The sequence below is a fragment of the Nocardia sp. NPDC056100 genome, from assembly GCF_042266325.1.
GTDB lineage: Bacteria > Actinomycetota > Actinomycetes > Mycobacteriales > Mycobacteriaceae > Nocardia.
Genome location: NZ_JBHJVY010000001.1, coordinates 567,692 through 580,825, shown reverse-complemented (window position 1 = coordinate 580,825; position 13,134 = coordinate 567,692). Strand labels below are relative to the sequence as shown.

Genomic DNA, 13,134 nt, shown 5'->3' with positions numbered 1-13,134 from the left:
GATAGCGCGTTGAGGACGACACTGCGCGGCCGGGTCGTCACCCTCACCGAGGCGGGCGAACTCGCCGACGGTGTGGTGTCGTTCGACGGACCGCTGCTCGACTATGTGGGCCCGGCAACGGGATTCGCCGGTGAGCTCCCCGAGAGCGCGGGGGAGTCGCCGGTGATCCTGCCCGGGCTGATCGATGTGCACTGTCATGGCGGCGGCGGATTCGGCTTTCCGGAAACCGATTCCGACGGTGTCGCGGTGGCGGCGGACTTCCACCGCCGCCACGGCACCACCACGCTGATCGCCTCGCTGGTCTCGGCCACCGAGGCCGAACTGCGTGAGCGCATCGACGTGCTCGGCAAGGCCATCGATGCCGGACTGCTCGCGGGCATTCACCTCGAAGGCCCGTTCATCAGCGAACATCGCAGGGGCGCACACAATCCCGACCGGATCATCGACGGTGATCCGGCGATGCTGGCACGGCTCATCGACTATGCGAGCGGCCGCATTGTCTCGGTCACCATCGCCCCGGAGACCGCGCATTTCGACGCCCTGGCCGATGTGCTCGCGGACGCGAACGTGATTCTGTCCCTGGGGCATACGGTCGCCGATTACGAGCACTCCGTGCATGCCATGCGGCGTGGCAGGCGGGTGTCCATCACCCACCTGTTCAACGCCATGCCCGAACTCGCGCACCGCGACGCGAACTTCCTCACCGCCGCCATGGCGGCCGCCGGTCGCGGCGATGTGGTGGCCGAAGTCATCGGCGACGGTGTGCATTTGGCCGACGGCACCGTGCGCATGGTGTTCGACACCATCGGCCCGGACAATCTCGCCCTCATCACCGATGCCATGGCCGCCGCCGGGGAACCCGACGGCCGCTATCACCTCGGCAGCCTCGATGTCGTGGTGAAGGACGGCGTATCGCGACTGTACGATCCGCACGGCGAAGGCGCCATCGCGGGCGGCACCGCCTGCGCCGCGGATGTCCTGCGCCGCACCGTATTCCACGCCGGGGTCGATCTCACCGCCGCCGCGACGGCGGCCTGCGCGACCCCAGCCCGCCTGCTCGGACGCGCCGGTGAACTCGGCGTGCTCCGCCCCGGTATGCGAGCCGACCTGCTCGTCACCGATTCCCATCTGACCCCACTCACCGTGTACAAGGACGGAACCCAATGGAACTCGTGATCACCGATAACGCGGCCGAAGCCGGAGTACTGGCGGGCCGCATCATGGCCGACCACGTACGCCGCGGCGCCCGCGCCATCGGCCTGGCCACCGGCTCCTCCCCACTCGGCGCGTATCAGGAACTCATTCGCCAATATCGGGCCGGTGAGGTGAGTTTCGCGGGCGTGCAAGCCTTCCTGCTGGACGAGTACATCGGCCTGCCGCCGGGGCATCCGCAGTCCTACGCGCAATTCATTCGCGACGAGTTCACCGCGCACGTCGATTTCACCGACTCGAATGTGCACAGCCCCGACGGCAATGCCGCCGATATCCCCGCCGCCGCAGCCGATTACGAGCGCTCGATCGCCGAAACCGGACGCATCTCGGTGCAGATCCTCGGCATCGGCGCGAACGGCCACCTCGGTTTCAACGAGCCCGGCTCCTCCCTGCGCTCCCGCACCCGCGTCAAGACGCTCACGCCGAAGACCCGCGAGGACAACGCCCGCTTTTTCGAGGACGACCTCACCCAGGTCCCCACCCACGTCCTCACCCAGGGCCTCGGAACCATCAGCGACGCAGACCATCTGCTCATGATCGCCACCGGCGAAGGTAAGGCCGACGCGGTAGCCGCCGCCGTCGAAGGCCCCGTCTCGGCCTTTTGCCCCGCCTCGATCCTGCAAATGCACCCGCACGTCACGGTCATCGTCGACCCGGCCGCCGCCGCGAACCTGAAGGCCGTCGACTACTACCGCTTCGCGGTCGAGAACAAGCCCGGCTGGCAGAGCTTCTGATTCGAACCCCCGCGAACGCGGCCCGGTAAGCTCGTCCCTGTTCGATCTACCTGGGGGCGGGGATACCTTGAATAGCAGTCTGATCGGCAGATTCGGCCGTGCCTGCGTCGTAGCGCTGGTGCTGACGACGGCCATGGTGGGGTGCGGCCGGAACGGTGGGGATGAAACCCCTTCCTTCCCGGCGGAATTGGCGACCAAGATCGATGAGATCGCCGCCGCCAATATGGCGGCGGCCCTCATCCCGGGCATGATGGTGGCCGTGATCGACCCGCAGCGGGGCTCCTACGTGCACGCGTACGGGGTATCGGATCTCGCTACCGGTCGCCCCGCCACCGTGCACGATTCGGTGCGAATCGGCAGTGTCACAAAGACATTCACCGCCACCGCGATTCTGCGACTGGTGGACGAGGGCAAGCTCGGCCTCGATGATCGGCTCGGTCGCTACGTCGACAACATCCCGTACGGGGACACAATCACGCTCCGGGACCTGCTCGATATGCGCGCCGGTGTCTGTCCGCTCGATGGATTCGCCGCTCACGGCGAGCAGCTCTATTTGAAGACCCCGGCGGTCGAGTGGCGCGACGGTGACTATTTGCGTGCCATCGTCGACAACCCGGGCCGCGCGACACCACCGAATGTCCGTACCGTGTACTCGAATTCAAACTACTACCTGCTAGGTCTGGTGCTGGAGAAGGTATCGGGTAAACCGGTTCGGGACGTGCTCGGCAACCTCGCGGCCGACTATGGACTGCGCGAAACCCAATATCCCGCGGACACCACCATGTCCGATCCGGTGAGTCACGGATATTCCTATTTCGATGAGAACCCGACCGATGTCACCGCCCGCACCACGCCCGCGCTGTTCGGTGCGGCGGGATCCATGGTGTCGACCATTTCGGATCTGGCGGAGTACGCGGGCAAGCTGGGTCGTGGTGACCTACTGTGACCTGACACCTTCCGTGAGCGCGCCCGAGTGCAGGACACCGCCGCGGACGCGCAGCTGCCGTACGGGCTGGGATTGATGGTCACCGACGGCTGGCTGGGGCACAACGGCTCAGTGCCCGGCTACACCACCGAGATTCGCTACCTGCCGGAACGGAAACTCACCGTCGTTGTCGCGGTCAACCAGTACACGGTCTCCAGTATGTTCTGGATCCAGGCCCAGACGATCTGGGGTCAGATCGTGGCCGCGTTATATCCGGGTGCGCAGGGCGAAGGCGACAATGTGTGGAATATCCCCACCCCCGGGGTGCCCTCGGTCGATGAGCTGAACGCGCAGTTGCGACAGACCTTCGATCCCAATGTTCCGGTGGCGCAGCGTCCACTGCGGGTTCGGGGTGATGCGAAGGACCCGGATCTGACCACTCGGGTCGGGTCGTTCTTCACCAAGTTCCAGCTCGGTTTTCGGGTCGAGAAGGTGACCAGGAGCGGGTCGGCGCTCTATGCCACCGCCACATCGGACTTGCCGACTGGGAAATCCCGAATGGTCTTTCCGCTGATTGCGGACGACGGCCAGTGGAAGATCAACCGGTTGTGGGCCTGCACCTACGTGAAACTGGTGGGCGAGAGTTCGCCCGCATGCCCCTGACCGAATAGCCGCGCGTTTGCTTGACTAGCGCCGATGCTGCCGATGTGATGAGCGCATGACCCTGCGACGCGACTGGACCGAGATGCCCCCGGTGGCGGGCGCGTTCGTGATGGCTACCGGAATACTCTCGGTCGGACTGCATCTCACCGATTTCGAGGCGCTGTCCCGGATCGCACTCGCGGTGGCGGGCGTCGTCTGGGTGCTGTTGGCGGTGGACTTCGCCACCCGGCTGCTGTGGGATCGGTCGCGCTGGGAGACCGAATCCGATACGCCTCCCGCTCTCACCGCCGTCGCGGCGACCACGGTCGTTGGTACGCGAATCGCATTGCTGGGCTGGCATGTCGTGGCAGCGGGGCTGCTCGTGATCGCAGCGGTTGTATGGCCGGTACTGCTGGTTTCGGTGCTCCGGCACTGGAATCGGCGGATGCCGGGCGCGGCATTCCTGGTGTGCGTATCCACCCAGGGCCTCGCCGTCCTCGGCTCGACGCTCGCACTGGCGCATATCGCCGATTGGCTCATGCCCGCCGCGCTGGTGTTCTTCATCCTCGGACTGATCCTGTACGCGGCGGCATTCACGCACTTCGACTTCACCCAGATCTGGAAGGGCGCGGGGGATCAGTGGGTGGCGGCGGGCGCGGTGGCGATCTCGACGCTGGCCGCCACCAAACTCACCGCCTGGCCACACTGGACCGGCAACCCGCACAACACATTACGTGTGGTGACCGCGATCCTGCTCACCGTCACCCTGCTCGCCTACGCGGTGCTGTGCGTCGCCGAGATCGTGCACTACCGCCCGGGCTACGACATTCGCCGCTGGGCCACCGTCTTCCCGCTGGGCATGACCGCCGTCGCGACGCTGTCCACCGGCGCGGTACTCGAGGTCCCGTGGCTGCACGCGCTCGGAAAAGCCTTGTTGGCCTTCGCGATCGCCGTCTGGATCATGGTCGCCGTCGAATGGATGATCAGTACGCGTAAGGGCCGAATCGCCCCCACGCCACGAACACCGCCAGCGCGAACATCACCGCGTTGATCGGCAGCGCCACGTACTCCTTGCGGCGCACGTGCACGACCACCGCGAGCGCCATGATGAGGGCGATACCGCTCGCCGCGATCGGCGTGAGCACCGGAGCGATGCCGGTCCACGCGGGCAGGATCAGCCCGAGCCCGCCCAGGAATTCGGTAATCCCGATGAGCCGCAGGGTATTCGGGGAGACATCCTCCACCCACGGCATCTTCTCGTTCAGTTTCTCCTTGGACTGCGTACTCTTGGCCACGCCCGCGGCGGTGAACGCCAGCCCCAAGACGATCGCGACGATCCACAGCGCAACATTCATGGTGGTCAACCCTTTCGATCTTTCCCGCCCGGGAGAAGGCTAGGGCCGAAACCGCGTACCCGCGCGTCGGAAGACTCGCGCGTCCGCGATGCCGCCTCCCCGGCACCTGCTGAATAATGACCCGCATGGCCGAGCGCAAGGCAAGTCGGACCGCGGTATTGGTATGCCAGGGCCGCGCGGTGGCGGATGGGCGATTGGCGGTGGGGCGCTTCGCCGATCCGATCGCGCTGGAACTGCTCACCGAGAGTGAGCGGGAACTCGTGGCGACCGTGCGCGCGGGGGAGATGCCGAGCGCGCTCGGACCGCGTATGGAGTTCGAATTGGTTGCGGGCACTTCGGAAATCCTCGCCGCACGGACCGTCACCATTGATGACGCGGTGCGCGATCGCGGCAATCCGCAACTGGTGATTCTCGGTGCGGGGCTGGACGCGCGCGCCTGGCGGATGAAGGAGCTCGCGGACGCCACGGTGTTCGAGGTGGATCAGCCTGCCTCGCAACAGGAGAAGCGAGAACGGCTGGGGGAGCGGACCGCGGTGGCGGGTGCGGTGCACTTCGTGGCAGTGGATTTCGCCAAGGACTCGCTCGGTGCCGCGCTCGCCACCGCGGGGCATGATGCCGCCGTTCCGACCACCTGGATCTGGGAGGGTGTCGTTCCCTATCTCACCCCGGATCAGGTGGCGGCCACCGTCGCGATTGTCGGCGAGCACAGTGCGTCCGGCAGTCGGCTGATCGTCACCTATGCCACGCATTCGCGCCTGAATGCGTTCGGGCGCAGGGCGGTTCAGCGGCTGCTGACCCTGACCGGTCGCGACAACCCGATGGCCGATGAGCCCTTCCGATCCTCCTGGGGGCCGGAGAGCCTCGCAAAGCTGTTGGGTAAGAGCGGATTCGACGTCACCATGGACGTCGATCTGCTCACCGCGGCGCAGGGCCTGGATATGCCGATCGAGCGCACCCGCTTCCTGGGCAGCGGCAGAATCGCCGTGGCCGACGCGCGCTGAGCCGCGCCGACCCGACTCGGCTCAGGAGGTCATGACCTACCCGGCGAAGTTCGTCGGGCAGGCATCGAATCGCGCTGTCAGGCGGCCTGTGTCGCGGGTTCGGTGACCTCGGCGGTAACCGATTCCCGGGTGCGCATGGCGGCCCACAGCGCGGCGGTCGCGGCGACGCAGGCGGCCGCGCCACCGACGTGGATCGCCACCAACGCGGCGGGTACATCGGTGAAGTACTGCACCAGGCCGACCAGCGCCTGACTGCACACCAGCACCAGCAGCACGATCATGCGGGTACGGATCGCCTTGTTCATACCGATCGCGGCCAGCCCGCAGGCCAGGCCCACCAGCAGCGCCAGATAGGCGACCAGCAGCTCGGCGTGCAGATGCACCAGCGTCACGATTTCGACCTGGAGCCGCTCGACCGGCTTCTCGATGCTCTTGTCACCGGCGTGCGGTCCGGCGCCCGTGACGAGAGTGCCCGCGATCAGTGTTCCGGTCAGTGCGATCGCGCTCAGCCCGGTCAGCAGCCGGAGTGGCTTGGGAACCCGCACCGTCTCGATTCCGGCGTCCGGTTCGTTGATCTTGGCGTACAGCAACACCGACAGCCACACCATCAGCATCGATGCCAGCAGATGCAGCGACACCGTCCACCACAGCAGTCCGGTGCGCACGGTGATACCGCCGAGCACCGCCTGCAATACGGTGCCGCCCGGCATCAGCCAGGCGTACCCCTGCACCTCGCGCCGCCGCCGCGCCCGGGTGACCGCGATCACCACCGCGGCCGCGCACAATGTGACCGCGAAAGTCAGCATGCGATTACCGAACTCGACCGCCTGATGGATCGCGGGCACCTCGGCCACCGCGGTCGGCGTGAAGCTGCCGGGGAAGCACTGCGGCCAGGTGGGGCAGCCGAGCCCCGACGAGGTGACGCGAACAATGGCTCCGGTCACCGAGATTCCGGCCTGCGACAGGATCACCGCGAAGGCGATGATGCGCTGCGCCCGCAGGGACGGCATCGGGAACAGGTCGGCGAATCGCTGGAAGGCGCGAGATAGCACGGCAACGATGGTAGCCGGGTGGTGCGGGCGCTCCGCACCCGGCCTACTACAGCGTGTCGTGGAGGGAACGGCTCTGGTGACTTCCGGGTGTCAGTCGAAGCGGAAGAAGCGGGTGGCGAGCCAGCCGCTGACCGCGCTCCATGCAGCCAGGACGGCCAAGCCGTACCAGTCGATGCTGGTGCGCAGTGCCTGTTCGAGGCATTCCGACAGCGCGCCCGACGGGATGATCCGGGCGATCAGGCTGACCGCGTTCGGCAGATCATCGGACATGAAGACCAAGCTGGCGGTGCCGAGCATGACGAACCACAGGATATTGGCAAGCGCCAGTACGATTTCGGCCTTGAGGGTGCCGCCGAGCAGCAGCCCCAGCGCACCGAAAGCGACTGTGCCCAAGGCGATGACGACGGCGCCGAGCGCCAAACCGGCGAGCGACGGCCGCCACCCGAGCGCGAATCCGATGGCCCCCAGCAGGATCGACTGCAACACCACCACGATCAGCACGGCCGAGCATTTGCCCGCCACAATGCCCCAGCGGGGGAGTGGTGTCGCCCCAAGGCGTTTCAGCGCGCCGTAGCGGCGATCGAAGCCCACGGCGATGGCCTGACCGGTGAACGCGGTGGACATGACCGCCACCATCATCACCGCGGGCACGACGCGATCGACCCGATGTTCGCCCAGTCCGCTCATCGGCAGCAGCGTCAGGCCGATCAACAGCGTGATCGGAATGAACATCGTGAGCAGCAGTTGTTCCCCATTGCGCAGCAACAGGATCAGCTCCATACGCGTCTGCGCCATGAGCATCTTGGCGCGCGTGGTGGGCTGCGGCGCGGGGGCGAACGTCCCGGGTGCGAAGCGGTTGGTGGTCTCGGTCATCCGCGGATTTCCCGTCCGGTCAGTTCCAGGAAGACATCCTCCAGGCGACGCTGGTCGATGCGAATATCGGTGGGCAGCACATTGATTCGCGCGCACCAGGCGGTCACGGTGGCCAGCACCTGCGGGGTGATATCACCGTGCAGCTGATAGGAGCCCGGACTGGATTCCTTGGGCGTGAAGCCTTCCGGCAGCGCCTGGGCCAGCAGTTCGAGGTCCAGATTCGGCGGGGCGGTGAAGGCCAGACGGCCCTCGGCCCCGTGCGAGGTGACCTCGGTGGGCGTGCCCTGGGCGACGATGCGGCCGTGATCGATGATGACCAGCTGATCGGCGAGCTGTTCGGCCTCATCCATGAGGTGGGTGGTGAGCAGCACGCTCACCCCGTCGCGGCGCAGCGCGTCGATCAGCTCCCACACCAAATGCCTTGCCTGCGCGTCCAATCCGGCGGTCGGCTCATCGAGGAAGACGATTTCGGGCCGTCCGACCAGGGCGCAGGCCAGCGCCAGTCGCTGCTGCTGACCGCCTGATAGGCGGCGATACGGCGTGCGGCGCGCGTCCTGCAAACCGAGTGTCTTGAGCAGCCAGTTGGGATCGAGCGGATTCGCCGAATAGGAGGCGACCAGATCCAGCATCTCCCCGGCGCGCGAACCCGGATACGCCCCGCCGCCCTGCAACATCACCCCGATGCGCGGGCGCAGTTTGTCCGAATCGGCGATCGGATCGAGCCCGAGCACGCGCACGGTTCCGGCATCGGGGGCGACGAATCCCTCGCACATTTCCGTCGTGGTGGTCTTGCCCGCCCCATTGGGCCCGAGCAGCGCCAGCACCTGTGCGCGTTGCAGTTCGAAGCTGAGGCCGTCGACCGCGGTGGTATCGCCGAAGCGTTTGACGACGCCGTCGACTCTGACGGCGGGTTCGGAGGCTGCGGTCACGATGAGACACCGTAAGCCGTGGGTCGCTGTGACGGAGCCGACACCCCCGGCTGATTGCGCCACGGCAGCACATTCCGGGTCAGGAAAATGAACAGCACGCCCACGAGCACGGTGGCGATGGCGGATTCGACGATCTGGAAAACATAGAAGTCCGCACCGCGCGGCATGACGATCATGCTCACCACCACCGAGAGCACCACGGCGGGAACGCGGAACGCGGGCCGGTTCGCCCAGGCGGCGAGGGGAACGATCGCCCACAGCAGATACCAGGGCTGCACCACGGGGAACAGCAGTACCAGCGCGCCGAGGCCGACACCGAGCGCGCCGATGGGATTGAGACGTCCGGTCCAGGTGGCGACGAGCATGCGGATGATCACGAACCCGGCCACGATCTCGGCCATCGGGCGAATGAGATCGAGCAGTGCCGTGGTGTGATCGCCGAGACCGAGCAGCACGCCGCCGAATCCGGTGATGATGCTGACCGCGGTCGGCAGCGACAGATAGCTGCGCACGGTGCTGGCCTGATTCAGCGTGTACACCCAGCCGAATCCGAGCCCGCTGAAACCACTGACGAAAGCCGTTGTGGCAATGGCGAGCGCGCCCAATATGGCACCGGCCAGCAGCACCGATCGAATGCCATTGTCCCAGCGCCGGGCGAGCGCCATTCCGACGAAACCGAGCGCGACGATCGAGGTGATTTTGATCGATGACGACAGCGTGATGACGACCGCACCGAATATCAGCGTGGCCCAGGCATTCCTGTCGAATACCGGCGAATCCTCAATGGCCCGCAGGCAGAATTCCAATCCGGCCAGCATGAGCCCCAGCATGATCGCGTCATTGTGCACGCCACCGACCAGGTGGAACAGCACCAGCGGATTGGCCGCGCCCAGCCACAGCGCGCTGACCGGGGCGACTCCGCAGCGCCGGGCCAGCCGGGGCAGCGCCCATACGATCAAGGCCACGCCCGCGAGCGCCAGCAGCCGGTGCATCCAAACCCCGGCGATGATATTGCTGCCGGTCAATTCCGCGATACCGCGACCCATCCACAGGAACAGCGGCCCATAGGGCGCGGGGGTCTCGCGCCAGATATTCGGCACATTATTGGTCAGCACATTGCTGAGCCCGAGCCCGTCGACCGGACCCACCTGATAGGGATCCAATCCTCGCGCCGCGATTTCACTCTGTGCCAGATACGAATACACGTCATTGCTGAACATGGGCGGCGCGACACTGAGTGGAATGATCCACAGCAGCAATGTTCGATCCATCTGCGATCGCGTGAGCCGATGCCGCGGATTGCCGCCCCAGCCGCCCACCGCGAACCGCCCGAGCAGCAGCCACGCCATCACCACCAGCGTCGCGCCGATCATGCACATGGCCAGCGTCGAGGTGTGCGCTCGCGCGAAGAATCCCAGCACCCGCAGTCCGGAGGTCGGATTCTGATGTACCGGTTGCGCCCCCACGCCCAGCGCCGAAATCGCCATGGTGACCACCCCGGTCGCCCCCAGCAACCGGATCCGCATCAGCTGCAGCGTTTCTCGCCGATCGAGCCCCGGTACCTCGGACTCATTGGTGTGCAACACCGCGATCGTATGGTCGGACGGCCGCACGTCCAGGCCCAGCACCCGGCGACCCAGCTCCATTACCTTGCGCCCCGCGCCGTCCGCTACCGCCACGGTGGTCAAGCCTAGTAGGGCGGGTACCACCGGACTCTGATCGCCCGGCTGTGCCGAGTGGTGAACCCGCCCGCGGGGACGCGGTGCACGCCCGGAGCGGCGAGGGCGGTTGTCCCGCGGCCACCACCCGGCTGTCCTTCGAACCCTCGGAACCGGAATGCCGTGCGGTGGACCCGTCGGCGGAACCGAACAGTCGGCGGCGTATCCCACCGCCGGGCCCCGCGTGGTTCGGCACGGCGGGTGATGGCGCACGGCCTGCGAAAGTGCGCATCGTGCAAAACAATTGAGTGATCTGTGCCGGTTCGGATCGATTCGCGCTGCCGGTGTCGGACCTCGCTCATACGCTTGACGCATGGTTTCCGAGTCGAAGCGGCGGATCGAGGTGGCGGCGGCCGGGCTTTTGGCGCGGCACGGCTATCACGGGTTCGGGTTGAAGAAGCTGAGCGAGGCGGCCGGGTTGCCGTACGGGTCCATCTATCACCACTTTCCGGGTGGGAAGGAGGAGATCGCGGTATCGGCCATCGCGGGGACCGGACTGCTGGTGGGACGCATGATCCAGGACGCCCCGGCGGATGTGTTCAGCACGGCGGCAAGCCTGTTCGACTTCATGGCCGCGAAACTCGCTGTCTCGGAATGGACCGACGGTTGTCCGGTCGGAACTCCGGCGCTCGACGGCGGCAGCGATGTGGAGGCGGTGCGCACCGCGTGCGTTTCGGCATTCGATGCCATGGCAGCGGGTTTCGCGGAGCTGCTCACCGAAATGGGCCTGCCCGAGGCGGAATCGCATGAGCTGGCGACCACTGTCGTCGCGGCCTATGAGGGGGCGACCCTGCTGGCGCGGGTGCGGCGGTCGCAGGAGCCGCTGCATACGGTGTCGGCGGCCATGGCCCGGCTCATCCGCTTGAGCCTGGCGGAAATCGCTGTCGCGGAGCAGAACTCACCCTAGGTGGGGTTGTCTAGAACGATCGTTCTAGGGATGATCGAAGCATGCAGCGACTCATGCTCGACGGCCCCGGCGCACTGCGCTGGGAAGACTGCCCCGAACCCGTCCTCGATTCCCCGGATCAGGCGCTCGTCCGCCCGATCGCCCTGGCCACCTGCGATATCGACCCCGCCGTATTACAGGGCAGGTTCCCGTTGCCGGGGCCGTACGCCTTCGGTCATGAAGGCGTCGCGGAGGTGGTCGCCGTCGGCGATGACGTCCGCACCGTACGTCCCGGCGACACCGTGGTCGTCCCCTTCCAAATCTCCTGTGGCGCATGTCCCGCGTGCCTGCGCGGCCGCACCGGAAACTGCACCGCACACCCCCTCATGTCCACCTTCGGACTGGGTTCCATGGGTGGCCTGAACTGGGGTGGCCTCTGGGCGGATCTGGCGCTCATCCCGCACGCGGACGCCATGCTTGTACCCGTCCCGGCGGGCGTCGACCCGGCCGCCGTCGCAAGCGCCAGCGACAATATTCCGGACGGATTTCGTGCCGTCGCACCGCAATTGGCGGCGGATCCGGGCGTGGAAGTGCTGATTCTGGGTGGCCCCGCGGCTGCCTCCATCGGCCTCTACGCCACCGGTCTCGCGGTCGCGCTGGGCGCGTCCCGCACCGTCTACCTCGACACCGACCCCGAAAGACTCGCCATCGCAGCCAAATTCGGCGCGGAGGTCATCGAGGGTAAGCCCGATACCCGGGTCGGCCGCTTCCCCATCACGGTGGAGGCCGCCGGTGGTGCCAAGGCGCTCATCGCCGCCGTCAACGCCACCGCGAACGACGGCTGGTGCACGAGTGTCAGCGTGCAGGCCAAGGACGTCGCATTACCCATGCTGGCCATGTACTCCCGCTGCTGCACCTTCCATACCGGCCGCGCCCACGTCCGGCCTGCCGTCCCGCGGATCCTCGATCTGGTCGCGACCGGCCGTTTCGATCCCTCGATCGTCACCACGAGTGTCGTCCCGTGGTCCGATTCCATCGATGCCCTGCTGGAAGGACCCACCAAACTGGTCGCCGTCCGCGCCTGAACCGCTACGCCAGCCCGCTGATGCCATCACCCAGTGATTTCGCGCTGAGCAGTGCGAACAGCACCGCCATGATCACGTAGTGATTGCGCACCGTCCATTCCTTCCAGCGTTCGAGGGTGCCCGTCGCGGTCTCGCGTCGCACGAAGTGCAGGGATAGCGGCACCAGCACTCCGGCCGAGGCGATGGCGATGAAAATCAGTGCCGCGCCGACTCTTCCGGCGATATGCGCGGTGGATTCGGCCGTGGTCACCGCGCCCGCGGCGATCTGCGTGACGTTCTTGGGATTGGCCAGCGCCAGCACCACGCCCAGCGCCAGGCAGTTCCCGCCCCGGAACTGCTCGAGATGCGCCAGTCGCGCGGGCAGCATGCCCGCGTTCTCCGCCCGGGCCAGTCGCAATTGCCGCAGCGTCATGAGCGCCAGCAGCACGCCGAGAATGAGCCGGAACCACGCCACCCAGGTGCCGGGCTGCCCATTGTGTTCGGCTCCCGCCACGATTCCGATCGTCAGCAGCACTACGAAAAGCCCGCTGATCGCGAGCACCCAGCCGATCATGAAGGCCACCGCGTTCGAGCGCCCGCGCGGTGTGGCGATCAGCAGAATCACCGCTATCAGCGCGAGCGGGCTGATAGCTACGCCCACCGCATGGCTGAGGAACTGGCCGACCGCGTGTCCCATGGGGTGTCTCCTGTGGGTCGATCCGTCTGCTCAATCGGTCAGGTTT

General features: G+C 66.7%; 14 protein-coding genes. 8 read left to right on the top strand and 6 right to left on the bottom strand.

The window, feature by feature from the left end; genetic code table 11:
- Window positions 1-9 precede the first annotated feature (9 nt).
- The 5 genes from ACFC0O_RS02685 to ACFC0O_RS02665 all read left to right on the top strand — a co-directional run bounded on the left by ACFC0O_RS02685 (window position 10) and on the right by ACFC0O_RS02665 (window position 4,564).
- Window positions 10-1,176 (top strand): N-acetylglucosamine-6-phosphate deacetylase, encoded by a 1,167-nt coding sequence (locus ACFC0O_RS02685; RefSeq protein WP_375953230.1) that lies wholly within the window; start codon window positions 10-12, stop codon window positions 1,174-1,176.
- Entirely contained in the window at window positions 1,164-1,946 is a 783-nt protein-coding gene (nagB, locus tag ACFC0O_RS02680) for a glucosamine-6-phosphate deaminase (RefSeq protein ID WP_375953228.1), read from the top strand. Before ACFC0O_RS02685 ends, nagB begins: the two co-directional genes overlap by 13 nt.
- Before the next feature lie 67 nt (window positions 1,947-2,013).
- Entirely contained in the window at window positions 2,014-2,892 is an 879-nt protein-coding gene (locus tag ACFC0O_RS02675) for a serine hydrolase domain-containing protein (protein ID WP_375953226.1), read from the top strand.
- 27 nt (window positions 2,893-2,919) lie between these two features.
- Window positions 2,920-3,534, top strand: a complete 615-nt coding sequence (locus ACFC0O_RS02670; protein WP_375953225.1) for a hypothetical protein — start codon at window positions 2,920-2,922, stop codon at window positions 3,532-3,534.
- Between the two features lie 55 nt (window positions 3,535-3,589).
- Window positions 3,590-4,564 (top strand): tellurite resistance/C4-dicarboxylate transporter family protein, encoded by a 975-nt coding sequence (locus tag ACFC0O_RS02665; protein WP_375953223.1) that lies wholly within the window; start codon window positions 3,590-3,592, stop codon window positions 4,562-4,564.
- On the opposite strand, the gene ACFC0O_RS02660 is transcribed toward ACFC0O_RS02665, so the two are convergent.
- Window positions 4,497-4,868 (bottom strand): DoxX family protein, encoded by a 372-nt coding sequence (locus ACFC0O_RS02660; RefSeq protein WP_375953222.1) that lies wholly within the window; start codon window positions 4,866-4,868, stop codon window positions 4,497-4,499. The genes ACFC0O_RS02665 and ACFC0O_RS02660 overlap by 68 nt on opposite strands.
- Before the next feature lie 125 nt (window positions 4,869-4,993).
- Here ACFC0O_RS02660 and ACFC0O_RS02655 point away from each other — a divergent pair, with 125 nt between their 5' ends.
- Window positions 4,994-5,869 (top strand): class I SAM-dependent methyltransferase, encoded by an 876-nt coding sequence (locus ACFC0O_RS02655; RefSeq protein WP_375953220.1) that lies wholly within the window; start codon window positions 4,994-4,996, stop codon window positions 5,867-5,869.
- A 77-nt stretch (window positions 5,870-5,946) separates the two neighbouring features.
- Here ACFC0O_RS02655 and ACFC0O_RS02650 read toward each other — a convergent pair whose 3' ends face one another.
- The 4 genes from ACFC0O_RS02650 to mptB all read right to left on the bottom strand — a co-directional run bounded on the left by ACFC0O_RS02650 (window position 5,947) and on the right by mptB (window position 10,402).
- Entirely contained in the window at window positions 5,947-6,921 is a 975-nt protein-coding gene (locus ACFC0O_RS02650) for a heme A synthase (protein WP_375953218.1), read from the bottom strand.
- A gap of 90 nt (window positions 6,922-7,011) precedes the next feature.
- Window positions 7,012-7,794, bottom strand: coding sequence for an ABC transporter permease (locus ACFC0O_RS02645; RefSeq protein WP_375953216.1), 783 nt, complete (start codon window positions 7,792-7,794; stop codon window positions 7,012-7,014).
- A complete protein-coding gene (locus ACFC0O_RS02640) occupies window positions 7,791-8,723 on the bottom strand; it encodes an ABC transporter ATP-binding protein (protein WP_375953214.1) in 933 nt (310 codons plus the stop codon). Before ACFC0O_RS02640 ends, ACFC0O_RS02645 begins: the two co-directional genes overlap by 4 nt.
- Window positions 8,720-10,402, bottom strand: a complete 1,683-nt coding sequence (gene mptB / locus ACFC0O_RS02635) for a polyprenol phosphomannose-dependent alpha 1,6 mannosyltransferase MptB (RefSeq protein WP_375953213.1) — start codon at window positions 10,400-10,402, stop codon at window positions 8,720-8,722. The genes ACFC0O_RS02640 and mptB overlap by 4 nt, the downstream gene beginning before the upstream one ends.
- A 352-nt stretch (window positions 10,403-10,754) precedes the next feature.
- Between mptB and ACFC0O_RS02630 the strand changes: the two genes are divergently transcribed.
- Window positions 10,755-11,348: a TetR/AcrR family transcriptional regulator gene (locus ACFC0O_RS02630; RefSeq protein WP_375953211.1), complete on the top strand. Its 594-nt coding sequence runs from the start codon at window positions 10,755-10,757 to the stop codon at window positions 11,346-11,348.
- Between the two features lie 41 nt (window positions 11,349-11,389).
- A complete protein-coding gene (locus tag ACFC0O_RS02625) occupies window positions 11,390-12,412 on the top strand; it encodes a zinc-binding dehydrogenase (protein ID WP_375953210.1) in 1,023 nt (340 codons plus the stop codon).
- 4 nt (window positions 12,413-12,416) lie between these two features.
- Here the strand turns inward: ACFC0O_RS02625 and ACFC0O_RS02620 are convergent, their stop codons facing one another.
- On the bottom strand, window positions 12,417-13,088 hold the full coding sequence (locus ACFC0O_RS02620) for a GAP family protein (RefSeq protein WP_375953208.1): 672 nt from the start codon (window positions 13,086-13,088) through the stop codon (window positions 12,417-12,419).
- Window positions 13,089-13,134 lie beyond the last annotated feature (46 nt).

What these genes read in the sequence shown, in the direction of transcription:
- nagB (WP_375953228.1), top strand. Translation starts at nt 1,164, where the DNA reads ATGGAACTCGTGATCACCGATAACGCGGCCGAAGCCGGAGTACTGGCG.
- ACFC0O_RS02665 (WP_375953223.1), top strand. Translation starts at nt 3,590, where the DNA reads ATGACCCTGCGACGCGACTGGACCGAGATGCCCCCGGTGGCGGGCGCG.
- ACFC0O_RS02660 (WP_375953222.1), bottom strand. Translation starts at nt 4,868, where the DNA reads ATGAATGTTGCGCTGTGGATCGTCGCGATCGTCTTGGGGCTGGCGTTC.
- ACFC0O_RS02655 (WP_375953220.1), top strand. Translation starts at nt 4,994, where the DNA reads ATGGCCGAGCGCAAGGCAAGTCGGACCGCGGTATTGGTATGCCAGGGC.
- ACFC0O_RS02645 (WP_375953216.1), bottom strand. Translation starts at nt 7,794, where the DNA reads ATGACCGAGACCACCAACCGCTTCGCACCCGGGACGTTCGCCCCCGCG.
- ACFC0O_RS02630 (WP_375953211.1), top strand. Translation starts at nt 10,755, where the DNA reads ATGGTTTCCGAGTCGAAGCGGCGGATCGAGGTGGCGGCGGCCGGGCTT.
- ACFC0O_RS02625 (WP_375953210.1), top strand. Translation starts at nt 11,390, where the DNA reads ATGCAGCGACTCATGCTCGACGGCCCCGGCGCACTGCGCTGGGAAGAC.
- ACFC0O_RS02620 (WP_375953208.1), bottom strand. Translation starts at nt 13,088, where the DNA reads ATGGGACACGCGGTCGGCCAGTTCCTCAGCCATGCGGTGGGCGTAGCT.